Origin of the sequence: Rhodococcus sp. NPDC056506 (genome assembly GCF_042794945.1) — a bacterium.
In the GTDB taxonomy this organism is placed as follows: Bacteria; Actinomycetota; Actinomycetes; order Mycobacteriales; family Mycobacteriaceae; genus Rhodococcus_F.
The window spans coordinates 1-25,756 of the sequence record NZ_JBHTSW010000002.1; the positions used below are offsets into that span (position 1 = coordinate 1).

General features: G+C 64.9%; 11 protein-coding genes. 9 read left to right on the forward strand and 2 right to left on the reverse strand.

Annotated features, from left to right (window positions below; genetic code table 11):
* The coding region (locus ACFQ6H_RS02245) for an APC family permease (RefSeq protein ID WP_378643428.1) at positions 1-727 on the reverse strand (727 nt) is incomplete at its 3' end.
* A 146-nt stretch (positions 728-873) separates the two neighbouring features.
* Here ACFQ6H_RS02245 and ACFQ6H_RS02250 point away from each other — a divergent pair.
* The gene (locus tag ACFQ6H_RS02250) at positions 874-1,545 is read left to right on the forward strand and encodes a DNA alkylation repair protein (protein ID WP_378643432.1); all 672 of its coding nucleotides are present in this window, start codon (positions 874-876) and stop codon (positions 1,543-1,545) included.
* Between the two features lie 69 nt (positions 1,546-1,614).
* Here the strand turns inward: ACFQ6H_RS02250 and ACFQ6H_RS02255 are convergent, their stop codons facing one another.
* Positions 1,615-2,985 (reverse strand): lysine N(6)-hydroxylase/L-ornithine N(5)-oxygenase family protein, encoded by a 1,371-nt coding sequence (locus ACFQ6H_RS02255; RefSeq protein WP_378643437.1) that lies wholly within the window; start codon positions 2,983-2,985, stop codon positions 1,615-1,617.
* Positions 2,986-3,297: 312 nt separating this feature from the next.
* Between ACFQ6H_RS02255 and panD the strand changes: the two genes are divergently transcribed.
* From panD to ACFQ6H_RS02295, 8 genes are all read left to right on the forward strand, one after another.
* The gene (gene panD / locus ACFQ6H_RS02260; RefSeq protein WP_378532694.1) at positions 3,298-3,693 is read left to right on the forward strand and encodes an aspartate 1-decarboxylase; all 396 of its coding nucleotides are present in this window, start codon (positions 3,298-3,300) and stop codon (positions 3,691-3,693) included.
* Positions 3,694-3,807: 114 nt separating this feature from the next.
* Positions 3,808-10,443: an amino acid adenylation domain-containing protein gene (locus tag ACFQ6H_RS02265; RefSeq protein ID WP_378643440.1), complete on the forward strand. Its 6,636-nt coding sequence runs from the start codon at positions 3,808-3,810 to the stop codon at positions 10,441-10,443.
* Positions 10,440-18,218: an amino acid adenylation domain-containing protein gene (locus tag ACFQ6H_RS02270; RefSeq protein ID WP_378643445.1), complete on the forward strand. Its 7,779-nt coding sequence runs from the start codon at positions 10,440-10,442 to the stop codon at positions 18,216-18,218. Before ACFQ6H_RS02265 ends, ACFQ6H_RS02270 begins: the two co-directional genes overlap by 4 nt.
* A 161-nt stretch (positions 18,219-18,379) precedes the next feature.
* Positions 18,380-19,414, forward strand: a complete 1,035-nt coding sequence (locus ACFQ6H_RS02275; protein ID WP_378541535.1) for an iron-siderophore ABC transporter substrate-binding protein — start codon at positions 18,380-18,382, stop codon at positions 19,412-19,414.
* A gap of 41 nt (positions 19,415-19,455) precedes the next feature.
* Positions 19,456-20,790 (forward strand): enterobactin transporter EntS, encoded by a 1,335-nt coding sequence (gene entS, locus ACFQ6H_RS02280; RefSeq protein WP_378643449.1) that lies wholly within the window; start codon positions 19,456-19,458, stop codon positions 20,788-20,790.
* A complete protein-coding gene (locus tag ACFQ6H_RS02285; protein ID WP_378627538.1) occupies positions 20,790-22,409 on the forward strand; it encodes a (2,3-dihydroxybenzoyl)adenylate synthase in 1,620 nt (539 codons plus the stop codon). Before entS ends, ACFQ6H_RS02285 begins: the two co-directional genes overlap by 1 nt.
* Positions 22,406-23,848 (forward strand): salicylate synthase, encoded by a 1,443-nt coding sequence (locus ACFQ6H_RS02290; protein WP_378643454.1) that lies wholly within the window; start codon positions 22,406-22,408, stop codon positions 23,846-23,848. Before ACFQ6H_RS02285 ends, ACFQ6H_RS02290 begins: the two co-directional genes overlap by 4 nt.
* A gap of 9 nt (positions 23,849-23,857) precedes the next feature.
* Entirely contained in the window at positions 23,858-25,723 is a 1,866-nt protein-coding gene (locus tag ACFQ6H_RS02295; RefSeq protein ID WP_378643458.1) for an SIP domain-containing protein, read from the forward strand.
* Positions 25,724-25,756 lie beyond the last annotated feature (33 nt).

The following is a 25,756-nucleotide window of genomic DNA, read 5'->3' on the forward strand; positions in this document are numbered from 1 at the left end:
CCTTGCTCACGTTCTTCACTTCTTCGGCGACGTTCGCGGACGTTTCGAAGCCGACGAACGAGTAGTAGGCAAGCAACGCAGCTGCCAACACTGCGAGTGCGGGTGATCGGCTGTCGTCGAATTCGACGACGCGGCTGAGGGTTCCGCCGCCGTGCCCGAGAACTATGCAGGCAAGGACCACAACCAGGACAAGGCCGGTGACCTCGACGACTGTCATGACGACGTTGGCGCGCATCGACTCCTTGATGCCTCTCGCATTGAGAAGTCCCACCAGTAGAAGGAAGACGAGCGCTGCCGGAACGGTCGGGACGTCGATGAACGCTTTGAGATAGTCGCCCGAGAATGCGAGAGCGAGTCCCGCTGCACTCGTGACACCGGCCGCCAGCATCGAGAAGCCGACGAGGAACGAGATCAGTGGTTTCCCATACGCCCGCTGGGCGAACACGGCAGCACCGCCCGCGCGCGGATATTTGGTGACCAGTTCGGCATACGACGTTGCTGTCAACAACGCCATGACCAGCGCTACGAGCAGCGGGACCCAGACGGCTCCACCCACCTCACCGGCGATGACGCCCACCAATGCGTAGATACCGGCACCCAGAACATCTCCGAGGATGAACACGAAAAGGAGTGGGCCGGTTATCGCCCGGGTGAGAGTGTTCGTACCGCCGCTTTCGTCGCGGCGTGCGGTTTCGTCCACGTTCTCGGCCCTCGCGGCGCGTCGCATGTGCAAGGTTCATCCTGTCTTCATGGTGACGTGCCGCCACCTCAGGAGCAGTCATGTACCCAGTGACCGAAGTTTCAAACGTAGGTCGCCCGCCTTTCCGTGCTTTGCTTGTAGGGGAATCACAGAAGTACTGACTGGAGGACGAAGTGGCCGAAACGACGGTTGCCGCGGTGATGGACGAGTTGGCTGCTCTCGAAGATCCGAAGGCGCGTGCGGTGAACGAGAAGCACGGTGACGATCACGGCGTGAACCTCACAAAGCTGCGCGCTGTTGCGAAGCGATTGAAGACTCAGCAGGAACTCGCACAACAGCTTTGGGCGACGGGTGATACCGCGGCGCGATTGTTGGCCATTTTGATCTGTCGCCCGAAGGCGTTCGAGCGTGACCAGTTGGACGTCATGTTGCGTGAGGCCCGCACTCCCAAGGTGCAGGACTGGCTCGTCAACTACGTGGTGAAGAAGAATCCGCACGCCGACGAGTTGCGGGTGGCCTGGACCGCGGACCCTGATCCTGTGGTCGCGAGCGCCGGGTGGGCTCTGACCACCGAACGTGTCGCGAAGAAGCCTGAGGGACTTGACCTTTCAGGGTTACTCGACGTCATCGAGGCGGAGATGAAGGATGCGCCTGATCGCCTGCAATGGGCGATGAATCACTGCCTGGCTCAGATCGGGATCGAACATGCCGAGTATCGCGCCAGGGCAATCGACATCGGTGAGCGGCTGCGAGTGCTCGAGGATTACCCGACGCCCCCGAACTGCACCTCGCCGTTTGCGCCCATCTGGATCTCGGAGATGGTGCGGCGACAGGCCGCCGAGTAGAGAGGCCAGCTCTTCCCGCGGCGGCCCGGTGACGGCAAGCGTCAGTTACACAACTATCGGTGTTCGGAGCTATCGGGTCGCAAGACTGTTCGGCGTGTTTTCCCTTCCTGTGGCTACCTCGACCGTGAAGCCTTCAGTTCGAGAATCGTTTCGCGGAAAGCGATGTGCAACTACGGAGCCGAGAATCTCCCCTGCACGGACGGCCACGTTCGACAGAAGTGACGCAGTCAGCCCGTGTGTCTTTTCGGTGCCGCCTTGCAGGTAAATGCCCGCCCGGACTTCCGGTTTCGTGGTGAGGCGGTAATCCCGCGCCACTTCCGTCGCCGAATCACCCACGGGTGCGAGGTCACCGAGGATCTCTCGCAGCGGCATCGGCGTGAACCCGGTTGCGAGCACGACAGCGTCGCAGGAAAGCGTGTCGGTGACGCCGTCGAGAGTGCTGCGGACGCTGACGTCGATACCGTCCTGGCCCTCGATCACGTTCGTGATGTACGACGCCTTGCGCATGAACAAGCGCCGCTTGCCGCGGACGATCTCCTGGTATTCGGTCGTGTAGAGCTCGTTGATCAGCTCGATGTCGACTACGGAGTAGTTGGTTCCCTTGTGAAGGGAGAGTAGGCGCTCCCGTTGTTCCGGTGTCGTGGCATGCAATTCGTCGACGGTCGAGGGGTCGAAAATCCGGTTGGCGTACGGGCTGTCGTCGGCGGGGCTGTAGCCGTAGCGAGAGAAGACGCTGTGCACCTCGGCATTCGGATAGTGCCGGTGCAGGTACTGCACTACCTCTGCGGCGCTCTGTCCGGCTCCGAGTACGACGAAACGCTGATGGCGCAGTTCGGGGAGGTTCTGGAGGTGGAACAGGAACTGGTGATTGTGGAAGCACCGGGGTGACGGGGCTGCCCATTCAGGCAGCCGCGCACGCAGACCCGCACCGACCACGACGTTGCGTGTCCGCAGGATCTCGCCCGCGGACGTCTCGACGCTGAACTCGTCGACAGTGCCGCTGGAGGATCTGGATCCGGTGATCCCAGTCACAGTGGCGCCGTATTGGACGTCGGCGTCGACTCGATCGGCCGCCCACCGGAGGTAGTCGTCGAACTCGTGGCGAGTGGGGAAAAAGGTTTGGTGATTGACGAAGTCCACAAGTCGACCCTTGTCGAACAGGTAGGTGAAGAAACTGTAGGAACTCCTGGGGTTCCGAAATGTCACCAGATCCTTCGGGAACGCGATCTGCATCGTTGCTCCGTCGAGGAGCATGCCTGGATGCCAGGCAAAGGCGAGTTGTCGTTCGACGAAGCGGGCGCTGATGCGATCGGCGGGGATACACGTCGCGTTGTGCTCCTCGATCGCAATCGCCAGAGCCAGGTTCGAAGGTCCGAAGCCCACCCCGACGATGTCGAGTGCGCCGGGTGTCGAATCTTCTTTCGCCCGAGTCGAAGTCATGGCATCAGTCCATCCTCGCCGTTGGCGGCGGTACGAATATGTCGTCGGCCCGGTCTCGGCCAAGTAGTAGTGCAGCCTAACCTGATTCTGCGTTGCGGTGGGGTCCGCGTGCTTCGTCCGGTCCGCGTTCCGGAGTCTCGGACGTTTGTCCATGACGGTTTCACGAAAGGCCCTGTGCAGCACGGATTGTCTCTGGCCCTGGGGGTTCGCCGGCGGGCCCGGCAGATCGCACCGCACCGGTCCCATTTGGTGGAATTGCTACAACCCACCGATTGCTTGGGATAGGCTACCCTTCTGAACGTGAATCGAATCATGCTCTCAGGGAAGATCCACCGTGCAACCGTCACACAGGCCGATCTGCACTACGTCGGATCGGTCACGATCGACGTAGATCTCATGGAGGCAGCCGATCTACTCGAGGGGGAACAGGTCCACATAGTCGACATCGACAACGGCGCGCGGCTGGAGACCTATGCGATCGCCGGCGCACGCGGTTCTGGCGTAATCGGCATCAATGGCGCTGCTGCGCACCTTATTTCACCAGGTGACTTGGTGATCATCATGTCCTACCGACACCTCGACGATCGCGAGTTGGCCGATTTCGTGCCCCGAGTAGTGCACGTCGACTCGGCGAACACGATCGTCGAGCTGGGATCGGACCCAGCCGAGCCGGTTCCCGGCGCACAGGACCAGTACGCCAGTCGCTGACAGCCGGGTCGCTGAATCTTTCACGCGGGGTTCGGAATCAAGTCTTTTTCTTTACATTTTCATGGGGATTACGAGGGATCGAAGGGTTGGGCTGTGCAGCGACAGGCGACAGGGATGGACGACGTTCGAGCAGTCGTGGCGGAAGCGATCGGTGTCGCGCCGTCCACAGTCGGTGACCATGTCAATCTCTTCGAGCTCGGCCTCGAATCGCTGGTCGTCATGCGGTTGGTGGGGCGCTGGCGCCGCAGCGGGCTGACCGTGACGTTTGCCGATCTGGCTGAGGTTCCGACTGTTGCACACTGGTCGACGATCCTGACCGAGACGAACGAAGTCGAGACAGCCTCGGCGGCATCGGACGTCCGCGCGGGCAGCGACGCTGCCTTCGATCTCGCAGTCCTACAGCACGCCTACTGGGTGGGCCGCGGTCACGACCAGTTTCTCGGCGGCGTCGCCCCTCACCTTTATACCGAATTCGACGGTCCGATCGTCGATCCAGAACGGCTTCGAAGCGCCTTGGCGACGGTCACCGCGAGGCATGGAATGCTTCGCGCCCGGATTACCGACAACGGGCAGCAGGTAATCCTGCCGAGCCTCGATCGCACCCTGCTCACCGTCGCCGATCTCACGGCAGCTGCTGAGTCCGAGATCGACGCCCACCTCGACGCCACTCGTCATCGACTTTCCCATCAGATGCTCGACATCGAAGCTGGGCAGGTCTTTTCGGCCGAGTTGACCGTCCTGCCTGGTGGCCGGTCGAGATTGCATCTCGACGTCGACATGATCGCCGGAGATGCCGTGAGCTACCGCATCCTTCTCGACGACATCGCCCGGGTGTACGGCGGAGAGACGCTGCCGCCCCTCGGCTACGACTACGGTAACTACCTCGCCGACCGCCCGACGGAGCGCCGCGAATCCCGTTCTGCTGCACAGTCCTACTGGCAGGCACGCCTCGACGATCTGCCGGGTGCGCCGACTCTGCCGCTGGTGGACGGGGATTCCGGTTCCGCCGCTGCGACCCGGATGTCGTTCCACCTCGACGCCGACGGATACGACCGGCTTCGCATTGCTGCCCGAGCCAACGGAGTGACGCCGGCAGTCGCGGTGGCCACGGCGTTCGCCGAGGTAGTCGGCGCGTGGTCTCGTGAATCGCGTTTCCTGTTGAACGTTCCGATGTTCGACCGCGCCGACACCCACCCGGACGTCGCTGCACTGGTCGGCGACTTCTCCAGTTCGGTGATGCTCGACGTCGATCTCACCGAGACCGTGTCCTTCCTCGAACGGGCCAAGGCCGTTCAGGCGACCCTCCATGCGGACGCCGCCCATGCCGACTACTCCGGTGTCGAGGTCCTGCGGGATCTGAGTCGTTCACGGGGAGAGCAGGTTCTGGCACCGGTGGTGTTCACCAGTGCACTGAGTCTGGGGGAACTCTTCCATCGCCGGGTCCGCGAGACGTTCGGCGATCCGGTGTGGATCATCTCCCAAGGCCCTCAAGTGGTTCTGGACGCGCAGATCACCGAACTCGACGGCGGACTCCTCGTCAACTGGGACATCCGCGCCAACGAGTTCCTTCCTGGAGTGCCCGAGGCGATGTTCGGCGCCTTCGAACATCTGGTGTCCTCGATCGTCGACGGAGGGAAATCATTCTGGGACAACGCAGTTCCCGCACAGACTGCGCCTGTCGGCGCCTGGAACTCTGACGTCATGAACTCTGACGTCATAGAGGCGCCGGTACCGGAGGTCCCGAACACGGCCTCGTCGCTGCTGCATGCCGCATTCTTCGAGAGGGCCGCAGCCACCCCGGATGCGATCGCGCTGACGTGGGCGTCGGGCACCACGATGACATACGGCGCGCTCGCCGACAGCGCGCTGCGGATGGCGGCGGCACTCGTCGGGGCCGGAATCGCGGTTGGTGACACCGTCGGAATCACCCTACCCAAGGGTTCTGACCAGGTCGTCGCGGTCCTGGGCGTCCTCGCGGCTGGGGCCGTGTACGTACCGGTGGGCGTGGATCAGCCACACTCGCGCGCAGATCTCATCGCCGACGCCGCAGGATTCCGCACGGTAATCGGGCGGGACTTGTCCGTAGCTGCGGCCCTTGCACACGATCCGATCGCCCAGCCGCATCTCGGATCCCCCGACGACCCGGCGTACATGATCTTCACCTCGGGATCGACCGGTCGCCCCAAGGGCGTCGTGGTTCCTCATGTCGCGGCGATGAACACGATCGGTGACATCGTCGACCGGTACCGCTTGGACGAGTCGTACCGTCCACTGTGCCTGTCCGAGTTGGACTTCGACCTGTGCACCTTCGACTTGTTCTCGTGCCTGTCCGTCGGAGGCACCGCCGTGCTGATCGAGGAACACGAACGGCGCGATCCGCAGCGCTGGGCCCGGATGATCGTCGAGCACCGGGTCAGCGTCCTCAGTTGCGTACCTCCGCTTCTCGACATGATCCTGTCCACCGGCATCGATCTCGGAGCCACGTTGCGAGTGGTGATGCTCGGTGGGGACAAGGTGACAACCGATCTGTACCGTCGGTTGACTGCAGCGATACCTGGATGCCGGTTCGCCGGACTCGGAGGCGCTACCGAGACTGCGATTCACAACAGCATCTGCGAGGTGCGGACTGTCGATCCGCGATGGCGCACGGTCCCTTTCGGAACGCCACTGCGGAACATGAAGTTCCGCGTGGTCGACAGGCACGGGCGTGACGTTCCCCAGTGGGTCGGCGGCGAACTGTGGGTGTCCGGCATCGGCCTGGCCACCGGCTATCTCGACGACCCGCAACGCACGGCAGAACGGTTCGTCCAAGCATTTGGTCGTCGCTGGTACCGCACGGGCGACCTCGTTCGCTACGTCGAGGACGGCATGGTCGAATTCATCGGCCGTATCGACAACCAGGTGAAGATCAACGGTTTCCGGATCGAACTCGGCGAGGTCGAGTCCGTGATGAACCAGGATCCCGATATCGTCTCCGGTGCTGCTGCTCTCGACGTCTCCGGTTCGCCGAGTCTGGTTGCTGCCGTCGTACTCGAGGACGGCGCTACAGCATCGGACGCTACGGCATCCGTCGACATGATTCTGGAGCGTCTGTCCACTGCACTTCCGGCACACATGGTGCCCGACCGGATCGTGGTCACCACTGCGCTGCCGGTCACGATCAACGGCAAGATAGACCGGGACGCAATCGTCGCCGCCGCCCGCACCTTGTCCGACACACAGCGCCGCGCCGCTCACGTAGCTCCCCGTACTCCGTTGGAGGAGAACATCGCCGACGTGTGGCGATCGGTGCTCGGTGTCGACCGTGTCGGTGTCACCGACACCCTCTTCGCGCTCGGTGGAGACTCGGTCCTCGCCACCACGATCGTCGCGCGACTGCGCGATCGTCTGAACACGGACGCGATAACCGTGCGGATGGTGTTCGCGGCGCCCACCGTAGCCGGCCTCGCCGCTCGGATCGACGCATCGGGCGGGCTCGCGGAACGGGCAGCGACAGTCGCATCGGATGCGCCGCTGCTCAGCCTGACCGACGACGATCACGCTGCGATCGCCGACCGGTTCGGCGACGTCGAGGACATCTGGCCACTCTCACCGCTCCAACGTGGGCTGTACTACCAGATCAGCCTCGACCCGGCCGCGGCCCTGCTGTACACGGTGCAGAACGTCGCCGCCCTCGACCGGCACCTCGACGACGCACGCATCAACGCTGCAGTGTCCACCGTGATCTCCGAAAACCCCACCTTGCGAGCGGCATTCACGGTCACCGCCCTCGGCGAACCGGTGCAGGTGATCCGTCGCCGAGTCGACGCCGCCGTCCGTGTGGTCGACCTGACCACACACACCGACGCCGATCGACAGGTGATCCGCGAGCTCGCTGAGGACCGGGCGGCAGGCTACGACGTCGACGCACCGCCACTGTTCCGGGTGACCCTCCTGCATTTGCCCGGCAACGAAGACCGGCTGGTAGTCAACTACTGGTTCGGGGCCTTCGACGGTACCTCGTCGTGGCTGCTGGCAGACCGTATTCTCGATCTCCACGACAACCGCGCCGCGCCGGCACCCGAAACGAGCTACCGAGATCATCTCGCGTGGCTGACACGTCAAGACCGCGCCGCATCGTCGGCGGCGTGGCGAGATATGTTCGCAGACTTCGATTCTCCGACACTCCTTACCAACCGCACCGCTGATCGCGCAGGGGCAGCGTTGCCGCAGCGCCTCGAACGGCTCCTGCCCGGCGCCACCTCGGCTCGTCTGGCCGACATCGCTCGGACCGCCCAGGTCACTCCGTTCACCCTTCTCGCCGCTGCATGGGGAGCGGTCCTGACAGCGGTCACCGGACGCACGGACGTCGTATTCGGCACCGCGCTGTCCGGACGCCCGATCGAGGTCGCCGGCAGTGACCGGACGATCGGCGCCTTCATCGACACTGTTCCGGTGCGCGCGTTCGGTCGTGGATCCGACACTGCGGCGACGCTGGCGAGACGGATCCAGGATCAGCGCCTCGATCTGATGCCTCACGATCACCTCGGGCTCGGCGCCGTCCAGAAGGCGATCGGACTCGGAGAGTTGTTCGACACGCTGCTGGTTCTGCGGAATGCGGCCGCGCAAGATTCGGGTACGACGCCGCGCCTGCGGCATCTGTCGACCGTCGACGGCTCGGAATTCCCGATCTCCATCGCCGTCGACCCCGGTGACCGACTCAATCTCAGCGTCACCTACCTGCCGGATCTGGTCGACGAGTCCACCGCCCGCGATCTGCTCGACCGATTCCACGACGCCCTCGAGACGATCGCCGACGAACCTGATCGGCCGCTCGCCCGGTGGGCAACCCGTCGAATTCCCAGTTACCCGAGCCTGACCGGCACCCCCGACATCACGATTGCCGAACTACTTTCCGAGCGGGCCGAACTCGATCCGGACCGGACCGCGGTAGTTCTGGGCGAGGAGTCGGTGACCTTCGCCGAACTCTCCTCGCGTATCGACTCGTTCGCTGCTGCACTGATCCGCCGGGGAGCCGGGCCCGAACGTATCGTGGCGCTCGCTCTGCCTCGCACCGTGGAGACCGTGGTGGCCTTGTTCGCAGTGCTGCGTACCGGGGCGGCCTATCTGCCGCTCGAACTCGATCACCCCACGGACCGGCTGAACGTGATACTCGCCGACGCACAGCCGAGCATCCTGGTGAGCACCAGTGCCGTCGTGTCGCGGCCGTTTGTCACCGACGCCGATGTAATGGTGATCGACGACGCAGAAACCGTGGCAGAACTACGCGCCGATCGGGTGCTGACGGCCGCCGACCAGGTGGCATTCGCCCCCGGCGTCCCGGGCAGGCTCGAGCATCCCGCGTACGTCATTTACACCTCCGGGTCGACGGGGGCGCCGAAGGGTGTCCTGACGCCCTATCGGGGCCTGACCAACATGCAACTCAACCACCGCAGCAAGATCTTCGAACCCACGATCGCCGCTGGTGGTGGTCGGACATTGCGTATCGCCCACACCGTCTCGTTCTCCTTCGACATGTCGTGGGAGGAACTGCTCTGGCTCGTCGAAGGCCACGAGGTACACATCTGCGACGAGGAACTACGCCGCGACGCACCACGTTTGGCGGCGTACTGTGCGCAACGGAAGATCGACGTCGTCAACGTCACCCCGACCTACGCGCAGCTCCTCCTCGACGAAGGCATCCTCGAGGGTGACCGCAGGATGCCGCTCGTGCTGCTCGGCGGCGAAGCCGTCCCGGACTCGTTGTGGTCCAGGCTTCTTCACGAACCGGGTGTAGAGGGCTACAACCTGTACGGGCCAACCGAGTACACGATCAACGCGCTCGGCGGAGGGACAAGCGACAGCGAGACGGCGACCATCGGTTCGCCGGTCACCGAAACCCACGCCTACGTCCTCGACCCCTGGCTGCGCCCGGTTCCGGAAGGCACGATCGGAGAGCTGTATCTGGCCGGAGCTGGTCTCGCACGCGGATACCTCGGCCGGTTCGGCACCACCGCAGCTCATTTCGTGTCGAACCCGCTGGCGGACGGTGGCCGGATGTATCGGACCGGCGACCTGGTACAGGTGCGTCCGGACGGTCTATTCGACTACTGTGGCCGCGCCGACGACCAGGTCAAGATCCGCGGCTACCGCGTCGAACTCGGCGAAGTCGAGGCGGCGGTCACGTCCTGCCCGGGCGTGGGGTCCGCGGTGGTCCGAGCGATCACCGCACCGGCAACCGGGACTCGCCAACTGACCGCGTACCTCGTCCCTGACGGGAGCGTCGAAGCGGAAGGGCTGTTTGCCTCCGTCCGAGACCGTCTCGCGTCACGGTTGCCGGACTACATGGTGCCGACGTCGTTCGCGTTACTCGATCGAATTCCGATGACCGTCAACGGGAAACTCGACGTCCGTGCCCTGCCGGAACCCGACTCCAGCGGCAGCAACCATCAGCCGCCGCGCAGTCCGGTCGAAACCGTCCTGTGCGAGATCGTCGCCCGCATCCTCGGCGTCGACCGGGTCGGTATCGACGACGACTTCTTCGGGCTGGGTGGGGACAGCATCACTTCCCTCGCCGTGGCATCTGCGGCTCGAAGCGCCGGCATCGGCCTCACCCCTCGCGCGATCATGCAGAAGCGCACGGTGCGACTGTTCGGGACCGAGTTGACCGTCGAAGAGAACTCGGCGGCTGAGGAACGTGCCGCCGTGACGAGCGTCGAGGTGACGGACCTCAGTGCCGACGAACTCGACGAGTTCGAGAACAGCCTGTGAACGCACAAGCCCGGGCCGAAGCCACAGCAGGCCGATCGAAGATCCTCGAAGTCCTGCCGCTGACGGCGCTGCAGACCGGAATGTACCTGCAGTCCAGCCTGGCGGCGCCGGAGAGCGATCCCTACCTCTCCCAGACGGTGGTGACCTTCCGGTCGGCGGTCGACGCCCGGATCGTCACAGCGAGTATCACCGCGATGCTCGACCGCTACCCGCACCTGAAAGCTGTTCTCCGACAACGGAGCAACGGAACCCTCGTATGGGTCGTGCCACGGGCGACGGTGCCACAGATCTCGCTGTCGGCGGCGGGAGCAGACCTCGAGGAAGCCAGAGCGGTCGATCGCGCCGCCGGATTCGAATTCCTGCGGAGCCCGCTGATCCGGTTCACGGTCGCCGATCGTGCACTGGTGATCACCTACCACCACAGTCTGATGGACGGATGGTCGGAAGCGCTGTTCGTTCGCGAACTGCTGAGCGTTTACGAAGCGGGCGGCACGGCCGATCGGCTCGAGCCTGCGGCCGAATTCGGAACCTTCCTCGGGTGGATGGCGAAGCGGGACGCCGACGCTGCCCGTACGGGCTGGGCCGGCTACCTCGACGGTCTGGACGCGCCCACCCTCGTCGCATCCGGCACCGAGGTGGTGGAGAGTACCCCGGTTCGGCTCGACGTCGTTCTCCCACCCGATCTGGGCGAGCGGGTCACGTTGTGTGCCAAGGACGCCGGGGTGACGGTCAATGTGGTGGTCCAGCTCGCCTGGGCACTTGTCCTCTCCTCCTTGACCGGCAGGCGCGACGTCGTGTTCGGGATGGCCGCATCCATCCGTCCGTACGACCTGCCCGGTGCCGCCTCGATCGTCGGTCTGTTACTCAACACCGTCCCGGTGCGCGTGCGGGTCGATCGGACCGTCACTACCCGTGATCTACTCGCCCACATCCAGTCCGGACACCTCGACCTCGACGACCACCGACATCTCGGCCTGTCCGACATCGCCCGCACCGCCGGTCATTCGACGCTGTTCGACACGACAGTGGTCTACCAGAACTATCCCAGCGCAGTCCCGGACGACGGCGCCAGTGTCGACGACGTCACCGTGCTCGGTGCACCGATGAGTTTCCCCCTCGCTCTGGTCGCGGGCCCCGAGCCCTCGCTGTGGGCGTTTGTCGTCTACCGACCCGAATCGATCCCGGCCGACGTCGCATCCACTGTGGCAAAGCTGTTCACGGACCTGCTCGACGAGCTGACTGCCGATTCGGACGTACCCGTGTCGCTGGCGCTTGCGAACGCGCGGACAAGCACAGAGGTCCACGACACAGGCCAGATCGTCGCCGTACCGAGATTGGAACAGCAACTGGCGCACAGGTTCGCGGAGTCCGCGGCCGAGGTGGCGATCGTGTCCGGTGCCGACACCGTGACCTACGCCGAGTTGGCAACCCGGGTCGCTGACTTGTCGGCGGCACTGCGCGATGCCGGGACAGGGCCGGAATCCACTGTTGCAGTCGCTGTCCCACGCGGACCCGACATGGTCGCTGCACTCCTTGCCATCCTCGACGTCGGTGCGGCGGTGGTACCGATCGACATCCGGTACCCGCGGGATCGCATCGAGTACCTTTTGGCCGACGCGAATCCCCACACGATGATCGTCGACCCGGACACCAGCACCCTGCTCAGCGCACTGGTACCCGCGACCACCCGCATCACGACCTCCGAGATCCCTCAGGATTGTGGGCCGGCGCCTTTCGTCTCCGAGTGGACCGGAGATCTGCCCGCGTACCTCGTCTACACATCCGGCTCGACCGGCGCGCCGAAAGGTGTTCTCGGTACCCGAGACGGGCTTGCGAATCGTTTGCACTGGGCCGTGAATCGATGGGGTCAGCCACGTAGCCGTCTGGCCAAGAGTTCCCTGAGCTTCATCGACGGAACCACCGAACTCTTGACCGGTCTACTGGCTGGGCAACGTGTGATCCTGGCCCTCGACGACGAGTTCACCGACGCCTACGCGCTGGCCCGGTTGGCCACCACTCATCGAGCGGAACAGATGACGGCGGTCGGTTCCCTCGCCGCCGCGCTCTGTGATGCAGCTGCAGCCGACGTCGCGACGGTTACCCACTGGATCGTCAGCGGTGAAACGCTGACGTCGGGTGTGATCGAGTCGATCGCAAAAGCCTGCCCTGCAACACATCTGACCAATTCCTACGGGTCTTCTGAAGTGGTCGGCGACGTCGCCACTCATGACGTGTCGATTCCGGGGAACGATTCCCCGGCGGCCAGCGTCGTCGGTGCGGCAGTGCCGAACACGACAATCCGGGTCCTCGACGAGTTTCTCCTTCCCGTTCCTCGCGGTGTGGTGGGCGAGATCTACGTCGCGGGAATTCAACTCGCTCGCGGCTATCACCGGGCGCCGGCGGCGACAGCCACTCGATTCGTTGCCTACCCGGACGGCGCCGCGGGGGAGCGGATGTACCGCACCGGGGACCGCGGGCGACGGCTGCCGGACGGCACCCTCGACATCGTGGGACGCACTGACCGGCAGGTCAAGATCCGGGGACATCGAATCGAGCTCGGGGAGATCGAAGCTGCGACCGCAGCAAGTGGACTCGTCGACGACGTGGCCGTAATTGCCGTATCCGACGCTGCCGGACGACCGCGACTGGCCGGGTTCGTTGTTCCGAGTAGCGGTGAAGCCGAGCGGGGCGCCGAGAAGTCACACGTCGCCGACACGATCGGCGACGAGATCAGCGTGCGATTGCGTCAGACTTTGCCGGAGTACATGATTCCCGCCTCGTGGATGGTATTGGCTGCGCTGCCGGTCACTCCCAACGGAAAGCTGGACCGGCTCGCTTTGGCTCGCATCGAGATCCCCACGACCTCGACGGGCGGCGCCGCGCCGCAGTCTGCGACCGAACTGGCGTTGGCGGTAATCATTGCCGACCTCGTGGGGATCGACGTGGCCGAGATCGCCGCTGCCGACGACTTCTTCGCTCTGGGGGGCGACAGCATCGCGGCCATCACGTTCGTGCGCCATGCTGCCCGTGAGGGGATCGTGCTGAGCACGGCGGACGTATTTGCCAGGCGCACTGTCGCGGCAATCGCTTCGTGCGCGGACGCCGCAGTTCCCCGTAGCGCTCAGCCCGTGGGCAGGGGAGCCGCTCCCCTGATCGAGCTCGACGACACCGAACGTGCGGAACTCGCAGCCTCGGGAACCGATATCGACGACGTTCGTCCAGCGACCGCTTTGCAGCAGGGTATTGTCTTCCAATCGCTGACCGCGGCCGAGGGCTCGGACGAAATATACATAATTGCAACACAATTCGAGATCAACGGTGCGCTCGAGAGTGTCCGACTCGAGGAGGCGTTGCACGCACTCCTCGATCGACATCCGAGTCTGCGATCGACGTTCACGACCCTGCAATCGGGTCGCACGGTCGCCGTACTCCGACCACATCGCGACATTGAGGTGCGCCGATACACCGTCGGCTCGCTCGACGGTCCGAACTCAGAGTCCCTGATCGCAGCAGACCGACGAACCTTCGACGTCGAGGATTCTGTCTTGATCCGCGTCACCGTGCTCGACGAATCACCGGTCCGCCACCGGGTGGTCCTGACGATGCATCATCTGCTCGTCGACGGATGGTCGGTGGGGACCGTCGGCACGGACCTGTTCCGCCTGTACCAGGGTCGAACCCTCACTGCCCCGGCTTCGTTCGACGACTACCTGCGGTGGTTGACCTCTCGCGAGAGCGCTGCGGCGACAACCGCGTGGCGGAAGGTGCTCGGTCGCGATCCCGAGTCACCTGGAAACCCTGTCCGCCCCTGCCTGGTGTCCGACTCCGACGGCCGTGCCTCACGAGTCGCTGCCGAGGAGATCATCGTCGACCTGTCCGAAGCAAGGACCGGGAATCTCAAATCCTTTGCTGCTCAATCCGGGTCGACGCTCAGCGAACTGGTGCACGCGGCCTGGGCCGTGGTACTCGCGGCCGTCACCGGGCAGAACGACGTCGTGTTCGGATCGACGGTCTCGGGTCGACCTGCCGACCTCGACCGCTCGGCCGACATGGTCGGACTCTTCGTCAACACTGTTCCGGTGCGCGTGGATGTTCCTGCTGCCGCGACAGTGTCCGACGTCCTCGGTCGCCTGCGCGAGCAGACCGTGTCCGTCCTGGATCACCACCACGTGGGACTCGCCGACATCCAGCGGATCGGTGGCGTCGGCCGGTTGTTCGACACCCTCGTCGTGTTCGAGAACTTCGCCGAAGCAGACACCGCCGGTATCGATTCCGCCGACTTCACGGTCCGCGTCGGAGATTTTCACACGATGACGCACTATCCGATCACCGTGACCGTCTTTCCCGGAGACCGCTTGCGGATCGTCGTGGAGTTCCGGCCCGATCTGGTGGACACCCGCAGCGCCGCAATGATGAGTGACGCCCTGCATGCGGTCTTGGCGTCGATGCACACCCCCGAAGCCCACCGTGTATCCGACCTGGCGCTCGTCGACGCCGCAGAGCGCCGACGCATCCTTGGTGAGTTCGCCGGAGCCGAATCACACTATCCGGGTGGCACGTTGGTGGAAGTCTTCGATGCGCAGTGCGTCCGAACGCCCGAGCTTGTCGCCGTCACCGATGCCCGGACCACTCTCACGTTCTCCGCGCTCGACATCCTCGCGAACCGTATCGCCCGAGCACTGCTGCGTCTCGGAGTGGGAGCCGAGGACGTCGTCGTCGTACCCGCGACGCGGTCTGCGCTCACTCTTGCCTCCATCGTCGCGGTGATGCGGTCGGGGGCTGCGTACCTGCCGATCGAACCGGATGCGCCCGCCTCACGCACCCAACGCATTGTCGACAGTGCCCGACCCACCGCGATCGTGACGACACCGGACGACCGCGCCGTCGACAATGCCTTGCTCGACGGATCGGTGACACTGGGGGCGTGCATGATCGTCGACACTTCGACGCTCGCCGAATCCGAAGACGACCACCGCGTCGTCACCGACGCCGAACGACGCACCCCGCTGCACGCTGACTCGCCGGCGTACCTGATCTACACCTCCGGCACCACCGGCGTCCCGAAAGGTGTCGTCGTTCCGCATCGGGGGTTGGCGAACCTGTACTTCAGTCATCGGGATCGGGTGCACGATCCAACGGTCGCACGCACCGGACGCTCTCATCTCAACGTCGGTCACGCCTGGTCGCTGGCATTCGACGCCTCCTGGCAGCCGCAGCTGTGGATGTTCGGCGGCCACGCGGTCCACGTGTTCGACCGTGACGCTGCGGCGGATCCGACCGCGCTGCTCCGTGAACTGCGCCGAGTGTCCGCCGATTTCGTCGAAGTGGTGCCATCGGTCCTCGAACACCTGATTCGCGCCGGGCTCGGCTCCGAGATCAGTGCGCTCGGTGTGGGCGGAGAAGCCGTGACCCGGGAGCTCTGGGACAGGATGCGGTCACTGGATTCGGTTGTGCTGCACAACTTCTACGGCCCGACCGAGGTAACCGTCGACGCCGTCCACACCTCGACGGAATGCTCCGGAGAGCCTCTCATCGGACGGCCCGTCGCTGGTCTGCGTGCCTACGTCCTGGATGCCGGCCTGCGTCCGGTGCCCGTCGGGGTGGTGGGCGAGTTGTATCTCGGTGGCCCCGGCGTTGTGCGCGGCTACCGTGCTGCCCCGGCGCTGACAGCCCAGCATTTCCTGCCGGATCCGTTCGCCGCCGACGGGACCAGGATGTACCGCACCGGCGACCTGGTGTCGTGGACGGACCACGGATTGCTCGACTACACCGGTCGCGCCGATCACCAGGTCAAGATCCGCGGGCACCGGGTGGAACTGGGCGAGATCGAACACTGCCTGCGCGCGCTCGACGGAGTGGCCGATGCCCGCGTCGTAGCCCGCACCGATGGCACTGGCACAGAACGGTTGTCGGCGCACGTCGTGCCGGAACCGCGGCGCACGCTGGACATCGGAGAGTTGCGTGCCGGCGTCGCCGGCCGGTTGCCGTCGTACATGGTGCCTGCCAGCTACACGGTCCTCGACCGGTTTCCGTTGCTGTCCAACGGCAAACTGGACCTCGCTGCGTTCCCCGAGGGCAAGGTTCCCGACCGAGTGCCCAGCCCGCCGGAGACCGACCTGGAACACCGGCTGTGCGCCGAGATCTCCGACCTGCTCGGCATCCCCGACATCGGAGTCGACGACGACTTCTTCGATCTCGGCGGCGACAGCATCATGTCGATGGAACTGTCCGCCCGTCTGCGTGCGCGCGGACTGACGGTCTCGCCCCGAGACGTCTCGACGGGGCGCACCGTACGCGCTCTTGCTGTATCTGCCGAGGCATCTGTTGGTGCACAGGTTGATTCGCGCTACTCCTCACTTTCGCCGTACGGCGAAGTGCCGCTCACTCCCATCGTGGCCTGGCTAGCCGGCGTAGACGGGCCGATAGACCAGATCTCGCAAGCGGTGCTGCTTCGGATCCCGGCCGAGTTCACCGAGCAGAGGATCGTCGCGATGATCGACGCGCTCGCGCGGCGGCACCCGATATTGCGGGCACGATTCGACGGTACCCAGTTGGATATTCCTGAACCCGATGGTTTTCCCTCCGAATGGCTTTCGGTACTGGACATCACCGGTGAGCGCGACGATTCCGCCCGGGAGGCGGTTCGTGCTGAGTCGCGGGCAGCAAAGGCACGATTGCGTCCGGCTGACGGGCGCATGATCGACCTGGTGTGGTTCCGGCGTGACGAAGAGCCCGGCGAACTGCTCATCACCTTGCACCACCTGGTGGTGGACGGAGTGTCGTGGCGGGTGCTGTTGCCCGACCTCCACGTCGACGGTTACGGCTCTTCCACGACGCCCGTGGCGGAACCAGCCCCCGACTCGTTCCGGCGGTGGGCGCATGCGGTGCACGATCACGCGCATTCGGCGTCGATCCTCGATGATCTCGACCGGTGGGCAGCCATCGCCGCACCCGGCGCTCGGATACCGCTGATCCGCCCCCTCGATCCCACTGCCGACGTCGGCGCCACGTTGGACCGGGTGTCGTTCACGTTGACCGAGGACGAGACGGCCGCGCTCCTTGCCGGTGTGTCCACCGTGCTCGGGGGGTCGGTGGACGACGTTCTGCTCGGCACGTTCACCGCCGCGCTCGCGGCCTGGTCCGAGGCCGGAACAGAAGGTGCGGACGCCGAATTCGTCGTCGACGTCGAGGGGCACGGCCGCGGAGACGTCGGCAAGAGCTCTGTCGACGGATCGGGGGTCGTGGGTTGGCTCACCGACGTCCATCCGATCAGGATCACCGCACGCACCGATCGATTCGACGCGGTGCTCACCGGTTCGGTTGCCGCGGCGCGTGAACTCGTCGCCGGGGCCAAGCGCGCACGGTCGGCGGTGCCAGGGGAGGGGATGTCCTACGGGGCGTTGCGTTACCTGAATCCGCAAGGGCGGAAGGTACTCGGTGAATACGACTCGGCAGCAGTGGAATTCAACTTCCTGGGTCGATTCGACCTCGGCGGTGACGACGGCGGTGACGACGACGGCGGCAGGTTCAGGGCAAGCCCGCTGCGCGACAGTATGGATTCCGGACTCGGTGACGCCGTGCCGTGTTCTCATCCCGTGGTGGTGGACGGTTACGTGCACGATCGCCGTGGCGTCGGCGGCCTGACCACCTCCATGCTGGGCGCCACCGTGGCCTGGCCGCCTGCGGTGGTGGCTGAGGTGCCACGGTTGGTCGACGCGTGGGCAGCGGCGTTGCGATCCGTCGCCGCGATCGTTTCCGGTGGTGACGGGGGCTAATGAATCTGAGGCAAGGGTAACCTTCGTGCTACGTTAGGCGCCGTCACCCGCTGGGGGTGTATGAGCAGATCGATCGGTCGAGAGGTGTTGGAGTGAAAAGGATTATGGGAAGAGGGCCGTCAGAGCGGCGCAACCGGAGCGGCGGCAAGCGCGTCCGCGGAATGGTAGCTGTACTGGCGGCATGCGGCCTCGTGGTTGGAATGGCAGCCTGCAGCAGCAACGACGACAGCGGTAGCACCGAGACTTCGTCGGCAGCGAATGCCGCGTTCCCGGTGACGATCAAGTCTGCTCTCGGCACGGCCGAGATCAAGGAGGAGCCCAAGCGGGTCGCAACCTGGGGATGGTCCAACCAGGACGCCCTCCTGGCGCTCGGCGTCGTCCCGGTTGCGATGCCCACCTTCGCCGGACCTCAGTACGGGGCCGACGACAAGGGCATTCTGAAGTGGGACGCCGAGGCGCTCGACAAGCTCGGTGGCGAGCAGCCGACCTTGTTGTCGGGTGACGGAACCGGTGAGGCGCCCGTCGAGCAGTTCGCGAAGGCAGAACCGGATCTCATCTTCGCCCCGTACTCCGGTATCACTCAGCAGGAATTCGACGCGCTGTCGAAGATCGCGCCTGTGGTGTCCTTCCCGGACGAGCCGTGGACCGCGTCGTGGCAGGACCAGGTGACCATCGCCGGTCAGGCGTTGGGCAAGCAGGCCGAGGCCACCGCACTCATCGACAAGACCAATGCCGCGATCAGCGCGACAGCTGCGAAGAACCCTGCGCTGCAGGGTAAGACCGTGACCATCGCACTTCCGAACAGCCCGAGCACGTTCGCGGTGAGCAAGGACGCCGACGTGCGCGTCGAGTTCCTCGAACAGCTTGGACTGAAGAACGAGCCGACGATCCAGCAGGCAGATCCGACCAAGGACCCGGAGGCCGTGTACTTCGAGCTGAGCACCGAGCAGGCGCCCCTGATCGCGGCCGACGTGCTGTTCGTGGTCGCTTACGACAAGGACTCTCTCAACGCGTTCCTCGCCGAGCCTTTGGTTGCCGCACAGCCGGTGATCGTCGACGGCCGCACTGCATCCACCAAGGACTTCAGCGTCGACAAGAACTTCGCCTTCGGAGGACTGACGGTCCTGACCATCCCGTACATCCTCGACGACGTCGCCACGGTGCTGAACACCGCCGCAGGCAACGTCAAGGGATAGTCGAGGGACAAGGGCCGGATAACGGCCAGGGAGGAAACACCATGAGCGGCAAGGCTCTACTGCTGGACCTGTCGCCACTGCGCGAGAGCCCACCGTTCCGGAGCATCGTCATCGCACGCACCATCGCGGTGTTCGGAATCGGCATGCTGATCGTCGCAGTGCCCGTGCAGATCTTCGCGTTGACCGGATCGACGGCACACGTCGGATTCGCGTCGACGGTCACGGGCGTCGCCACCCTGGTCGGTCTGCTCACCGGGGGCGTACTCGCCGACCGGTACGACAGACGACGACTGATCGTATGGACCCGAACATTGTGCGGCTTGGCGTTTGTCGGGCTGGCGCTCAACGCGGCGTCGGCGGACCCGAGTGTATGGGCTATCTACGCACTCGGCGCCGTCGACGGCGCGATCGGCGCGATCAGCATCACCGCGCTCCTCGCCGTGACTCCGGCTCTGATCCCGGAGAACTCGTTCGCCGCGGCCGGAGCCATCAACGCACTCACCGTCCAGCTCGGCATGATGGCGGCCCCCGCGCTCGGTGGCGTGGTAATCGCCACCGGTGGGGTGACCTGGAACTACTGGGCTGCCGCAGCAGGCACCCTGCTCACTGTTCCACTTCTGGCGACTCTGCCGGAATTGCGGCCGGACGAGACGGACGAGGAGTCGCCGTGGGCGTCCCTCACCGGAGGGTTCCGGTTCGCGTTGAGCCGGAACATCGTTCGGTCGGTTCTCATCGTCGGAACCATCGCTTTGCTCGGCGGCGGCGTCGGGGTACTGATCCCGGCCTTCGTGGAGCAACGCTTCGACGGAGATCCGCGCACCGCCGGCCTGCTGTATTCGGCCACCGCAGTCGGGGCGGCCCTGGGATCGGTGGCCAGCGGGTGGATCAGCAGGGTGCGGCGCAAAGGCTACGTCCTCGTACTCGCGCTCGCGGCCAGTTTCCTGGCGCTCGCCGGAGTCGGACTGGCACCGATGGTCTGGGTAGCGCTCGTCCTGTTGGCCGTGGCCGGGGCATTCGGTGCCGTTCAGGAGATCGTGGCGTACACCGTGATCCAGACCAACACGCCGGACCGGCTGCTCGGCCGCGCGAACAGTCTGTGGAGCGCACAGAACGTATTCGGACTGTCCGTGGGGTCGGCGGTCGCAGGTTTGATCGGCACCGTGTTCGTCGCCTCCACCGCCTTGATCGTGTACGGCGTCATCATGGTGTCTCTGTCCGTACTCGCACTGATCTCGTTGGCGTCACTACGTGACTACGTGGACCACACCGTCGACCACGCTGTCGGCAACATTGTCGACAACATTGTCGACAGCAGCTCGCCGGGCGTCACACCCGAGCATTCCGGCACAGAATCACTCGAACGCGAGGAACTATGATGACCGCAGAGCTCTCCACGAACATCGACGTCGTACCGTTTTCCGTCGAGCGGGCCCAACGGTACGCCGACGCCGGCTTATGGCGTGGACGTGCCATACCCACGGAATTCGACACTTGGGTTGCCGACCATTCACGTCGCCGAGCCGTCGTCGGTAGCGATGGGGCATTGTCCTATTCCGAGTTGGGAATCCGGGTACGTGCCACCGCTGCCGGCTTCGCCGAACGCGGCGTCAGTGCTGGGGATCGGGTGATTGTTCAACTGCCCAACACACCCTCGTTCGTCGTGGTGCTCTTCGCCTTGCTCGAATGCGGCGCCGTTCCGGTGTTGACCCTGCCCGCCCATCGTGCCCGAGAGATCGTGCACCTCGCCGGCCTGTCCGAGGCGACGGCATACGTGATCGCCGACAGCGACGGGGGTTTCGACTACCGCGACCTCGCCCGTGAGGTCGTCGGGTCAGTTCCTAGTGTGACAACGGTATTCGTCGACGGTGACGCAGCGGAATTCACCTCACTCGCAGATGTTCACGCCGAGCGCCGCGCCTTCGATCGGGCCGATTCACGGGACGTCGCGGTGCTGCTGGTGTCCGGCGGAACCACCGGATTGCCGAAGCTGATTCCCCGCACACACGACGACTACGCGTACAACGCCCGAGCCAGCGCGCAGATATGTGAACTCACCGCAGACGACGTGTATCTCGCGGTCCTTCCCGCGGCTCACAATTTCCCCCTTGCCTGCCCCGGCATTCTCGGTGCGTTCGGTGTCGGCGCCGCCGTGGTCCTGACGCGCGATCCCAGCCCGGACCACACGTTCGGACTGATCGAACAGCACGGCGTCACCGTGACCGCTCTCGTACCGAGTCTGACCCATTTATGGTGTGAAGCAACCGAATGGGAGAGTGCAGATCTCTCCAGCCTTCGGTTGCTGCAGGTCGGGGGAGCCAAGCTCACCCCGGAGGTCGCCAAACTCGTCCGGCCCGCCCTCGGATGCACCCTGCAGCAGGTGTTCGGCATGGCCGAAGGATTGCTGAACTACACGCGCCTCGACGACACCGACGATCTGGTGCTGACCACGCAGGGCCGTCCTCTCTCCGAACTCGACGAGATCCGGATCGTCGACGAGGCCGGTGACGATGTCCTACCGGGCGAGGTGGGGGAACTCCTCACCCGTGGGCCTTACACCATCAACGGCTATTACCGTGCCGCCGAACATAATCGGACCGCGATCACCGCCGACGGGTTCTACCGAAGTGGCGACCAGGTCCGCATGCTCGCGACCGGCCACCTGATCGTCACCGGCCGGATCAAAGACGTCATCACCCGGGGCGGCGAAAATGTCGCCGCAGACGCTCTCGAAGACCTGTTGCTCACCCACCCGGCGGTGTCCAGGGTCGCGGTGGTCGGCATCCCGGACCGTGATCTCGGAGAGAGCGTGTGCGCGGTGATCGTCACCCGCACAACCGAACCCACACTGGGGGAGTTGCGATCCTTCCTCGTCGGTCTCGGATGCGCCGCAAACACCCTTCCCGATCGTGTGGTCACTCGCCCGTCGCTGCCGATGACCGCAGTCGGGAAGATCGACAAGAACGCGTTGGTCGCTGCCGTCGGGAGCCGTTCGTGACATCATCGACCGTCGACGATCTCGACACCGATCTCGATCCTTCCCGTCTTACGGCAGGGAACCTACTCGACCGAGACCTCGCCAAGGTCGTCGCCTTTGCCGAATCCGGCCTGTTCGAGGAATACGTGGTCTACGAGAACCACGGGGACTGGGTGATCGCGGCAGGCATTCTCGGCTCCGTGGTGATGACAGGCCGGACCGTGACCACCACCTGGGACGGCGTCGACAGCGTGTCCGATTGGTCGGACGACCCGGCGCTCGCGCTGCAGGACTCCCTCGCGGCGCTCCCGGTTCAGCACTGGAATGCCTACGGCTGGGTGAGTTTCGAGTTCTCGGCGTACACCCATTGTGTGCCGGCCGGCCGGCCGCTGGGCGAGTCCACCCTGGCGCACCTGATCATCCCGCGCGTCGAAATCACCTTCGGCCGATCCCTGGGCGACGACATCGTCGTGACCGGCGGTACGCCCGCCGACGCGGCCGCGCTCACCGACGTCCTCCGGCGTGTCACCGCCGTGGTACCACCTTCGTCAGGTGCCGTCGACGTCTTCACCGACACCGATAGCTACCGAGAACGCGCCGCCGCGGCGATCGACGAAGTGCGTCGTGGCGACTACACGAAAGTCATTCTCTCCCGGACTGTTCCGGTCACTTTCGACGTCGACCTGCCCAATACCTACCGTGTCGGGCGACTCGCCAACACGCCGGCCCGCTCCTTTCTGTTGAACCTCGGAGACATCGCAGCGGCAGGATTCAGCCCCGAACTCGTCGTCGCCGTCGACGGCCGGAGACGCGTCTCGGCCGAACCGCTCGCCGGGACCCGTGCCCTCGGTGTGGGACCGGAGGCGGACGCGGCAGCACGCAATGATCTGGAGGAGGACCCGAAAGAGATTGCCGAACATGCAGTATCGGTCCGCACCGCGTTCCGGGAGGTCGCCTCCGTCTCTACCGGCGACTCGACCACGGTCACCGACTTCATGAGTGTTCGTGAACGTGGCAGTGTGCAGCACCTCGCCTCGACCGTGCGCGGCCTGTTGCGCGACGACCTCTCACCCTGGGATGCGTTCGCGGCCGTCTTTCCCGCCGTCACCGCGTCGGGAATCCCTAAACGCGAGTCGATCGACGCGATCGCACGTCTCGACAACGGCGAACGCGGCCTGTACTCGGGGGCGGTGGTTCGGGCCTCGTCGACCGGGACGCTTGAAGCCGCCCTCGTTCTCCGGGCCGTCTACCAGCAGCAAGGACGCACGTGGTTGCGTGCCGGGGCAGGGATCGTCGCGCAGTCCACTCCGGACCGAGAGTTCGACGAGACCTGTGAGAAGCTCACGAGCGTTGCACCGTATCTGATTCGGCGGCAGCATCCCAGTGCTGTCGAAGTGAGCGGCACCGAAGTGAGCGGCGCCGACGCATTCGATGTAAGCGCATTCGACGTAGAAGGGTAATAGCGACACATGGCCAGATCCCACCGGCAACAGTTGGTGCACCCCGAGGTGATCCGGCGTGCCACGGTCGTCGAGACGTCCGACATCGACGCCGGGATGCGACGCATCGTCCTGCGCGGCCCGGAACTTGTCGCGTTCGAGAAGGATGGGTTCGAGTTCCCGGCGCTGTGCAGTTCCGGATTCGACGACTTCGTGAGACTGTTCTTTCCCACCGAGTCCGGCGAAGTGGTGCTTCCGCAGCAGCGCGCACGCACGGTCGAGTGGCCACGCGACCCCAAGCCCGTCACCCGCAACTACACCGTGCGCAAGTTCGATCCCGCTGCCGCCGAGTTGACTCTCGATTTTGTCACCCACGAGACCGGAATCGCGTCCACCTGGGGACGACGGTGCCTGCCGGGCGACTCCATCGACCTCCTTGGTCCGGTTCGTTCGGGGCGTGCGCCGGAAGATGTGGACTGGGTACTCGTCGTCGGAGACGAAACTGCGATACCGGCAATCGCGCGTTGGCTCGAAGAGATGCCCGCCGGTCTGGACGCTCGCGTCGTTGTCGAGGTCACTTCAGCCGAGCACACTCTCGATCTGCCCAGCGCGGCTTCGGTCTCGCTCACTCGGGTAGGCCGAGACGACCGTCCGGCCGGTGAACTGTCAGCGCTCGAGCAGGCCGTGCGCTCCGTACCGTGGCGTGACGGCACCGTGTTCGCCTGGGTAGCCGGAGAATCCACCTCGCTCAAGGGGATTCGTCGGTATCTGCGTGAAGAGCGTCAGTTGCCGGCGGAGATGGTGGACATCACCGGCTATTGGCGGCGTGCCGAGGTCGTCACTCTCGCCGACGATCCCGCCGTGCCCGATCTCGCGGCCGCGACGACCGAACCGTTCGACAAGCTCGCCGAGCGGGCAGAGATCGTCTCCCCGTTCGCGATCAGGGCGGCAAACACTCTGCGTATTCCTCACCACGTTGCCGAAGGTGCCGACAATCTGGGCGAGTTGGCCTCTCGCACCGGAACCGACTCTCGAGCCTTGGCGAAGTTCGTCCGCTACCTGATCGCCACCGAGGTTCTCGTCCGGGGAGCAGGGGAGACGCTGACCCTCGGCGAAGTGGGTGAGGCGATGCTGGGCGACGAGTGGGTCTCGAACTGGCTCGACCTCGAGGGAATCGAGGCACGGGTCGAGTTGTCCATCACCGGGTTGGTCGGCGCCGTTCGATCCGGAACGGCCGCGATCAGTGCCGTTACCGGCCGCACCCTCGACGAAGACTTGGACGCCCATCCACTGCTGGCCGACAAGCATCACCATCACATCGCCGACGAGGCAGCATTTCTGGGATCGGCCCTCGCAGCCGAATATCCCCTCAGCGACGTCACGCGCATCCTGGTCGCGGGCAGCGGTTCCGGGGTCGTGATGAACGCCGTGCTCGGTGCCGAACAGCACCTCGCGGCAACGGTCCTCGGTTTGCCCAGTGAACTCGAACGGATCGACAAGGACGTCGACCCCGCGGTGTCGGACCGGATCAGCCATCTGACGCAGAGTGTTCTCGCGCCGGTGACTGCCCACCCGTTCGACGCGTACCTCCTCCTCGAAGCGACTGGGCGTCTTCCGGACAACGACCTGAGCCTGCTGCTTCGTACAGCCAGTGATGCTGTTGTGCCCGGTGGCAAGATCATCGTTGTCGAGCGGTTGCTCGACGAAGGTGCCGCCGGAACCTCGATCAGTGAGGACGCTGCCGAATTCGATCTGCTGATGCTCTGTATGCACGGCACCGGAATACGTACCGAATCCGAGTTCGCAGCTGTCGCGGAAGATGCAGGTCTGGTCGTGTCTGCATCACGACTCGTCGGCTGGGGAATCGCAGTTCTGGACCTGCGCCGCCAGCTCTGAACTTGGCTGCGACCTTCGCCGGCTTGACCTTGA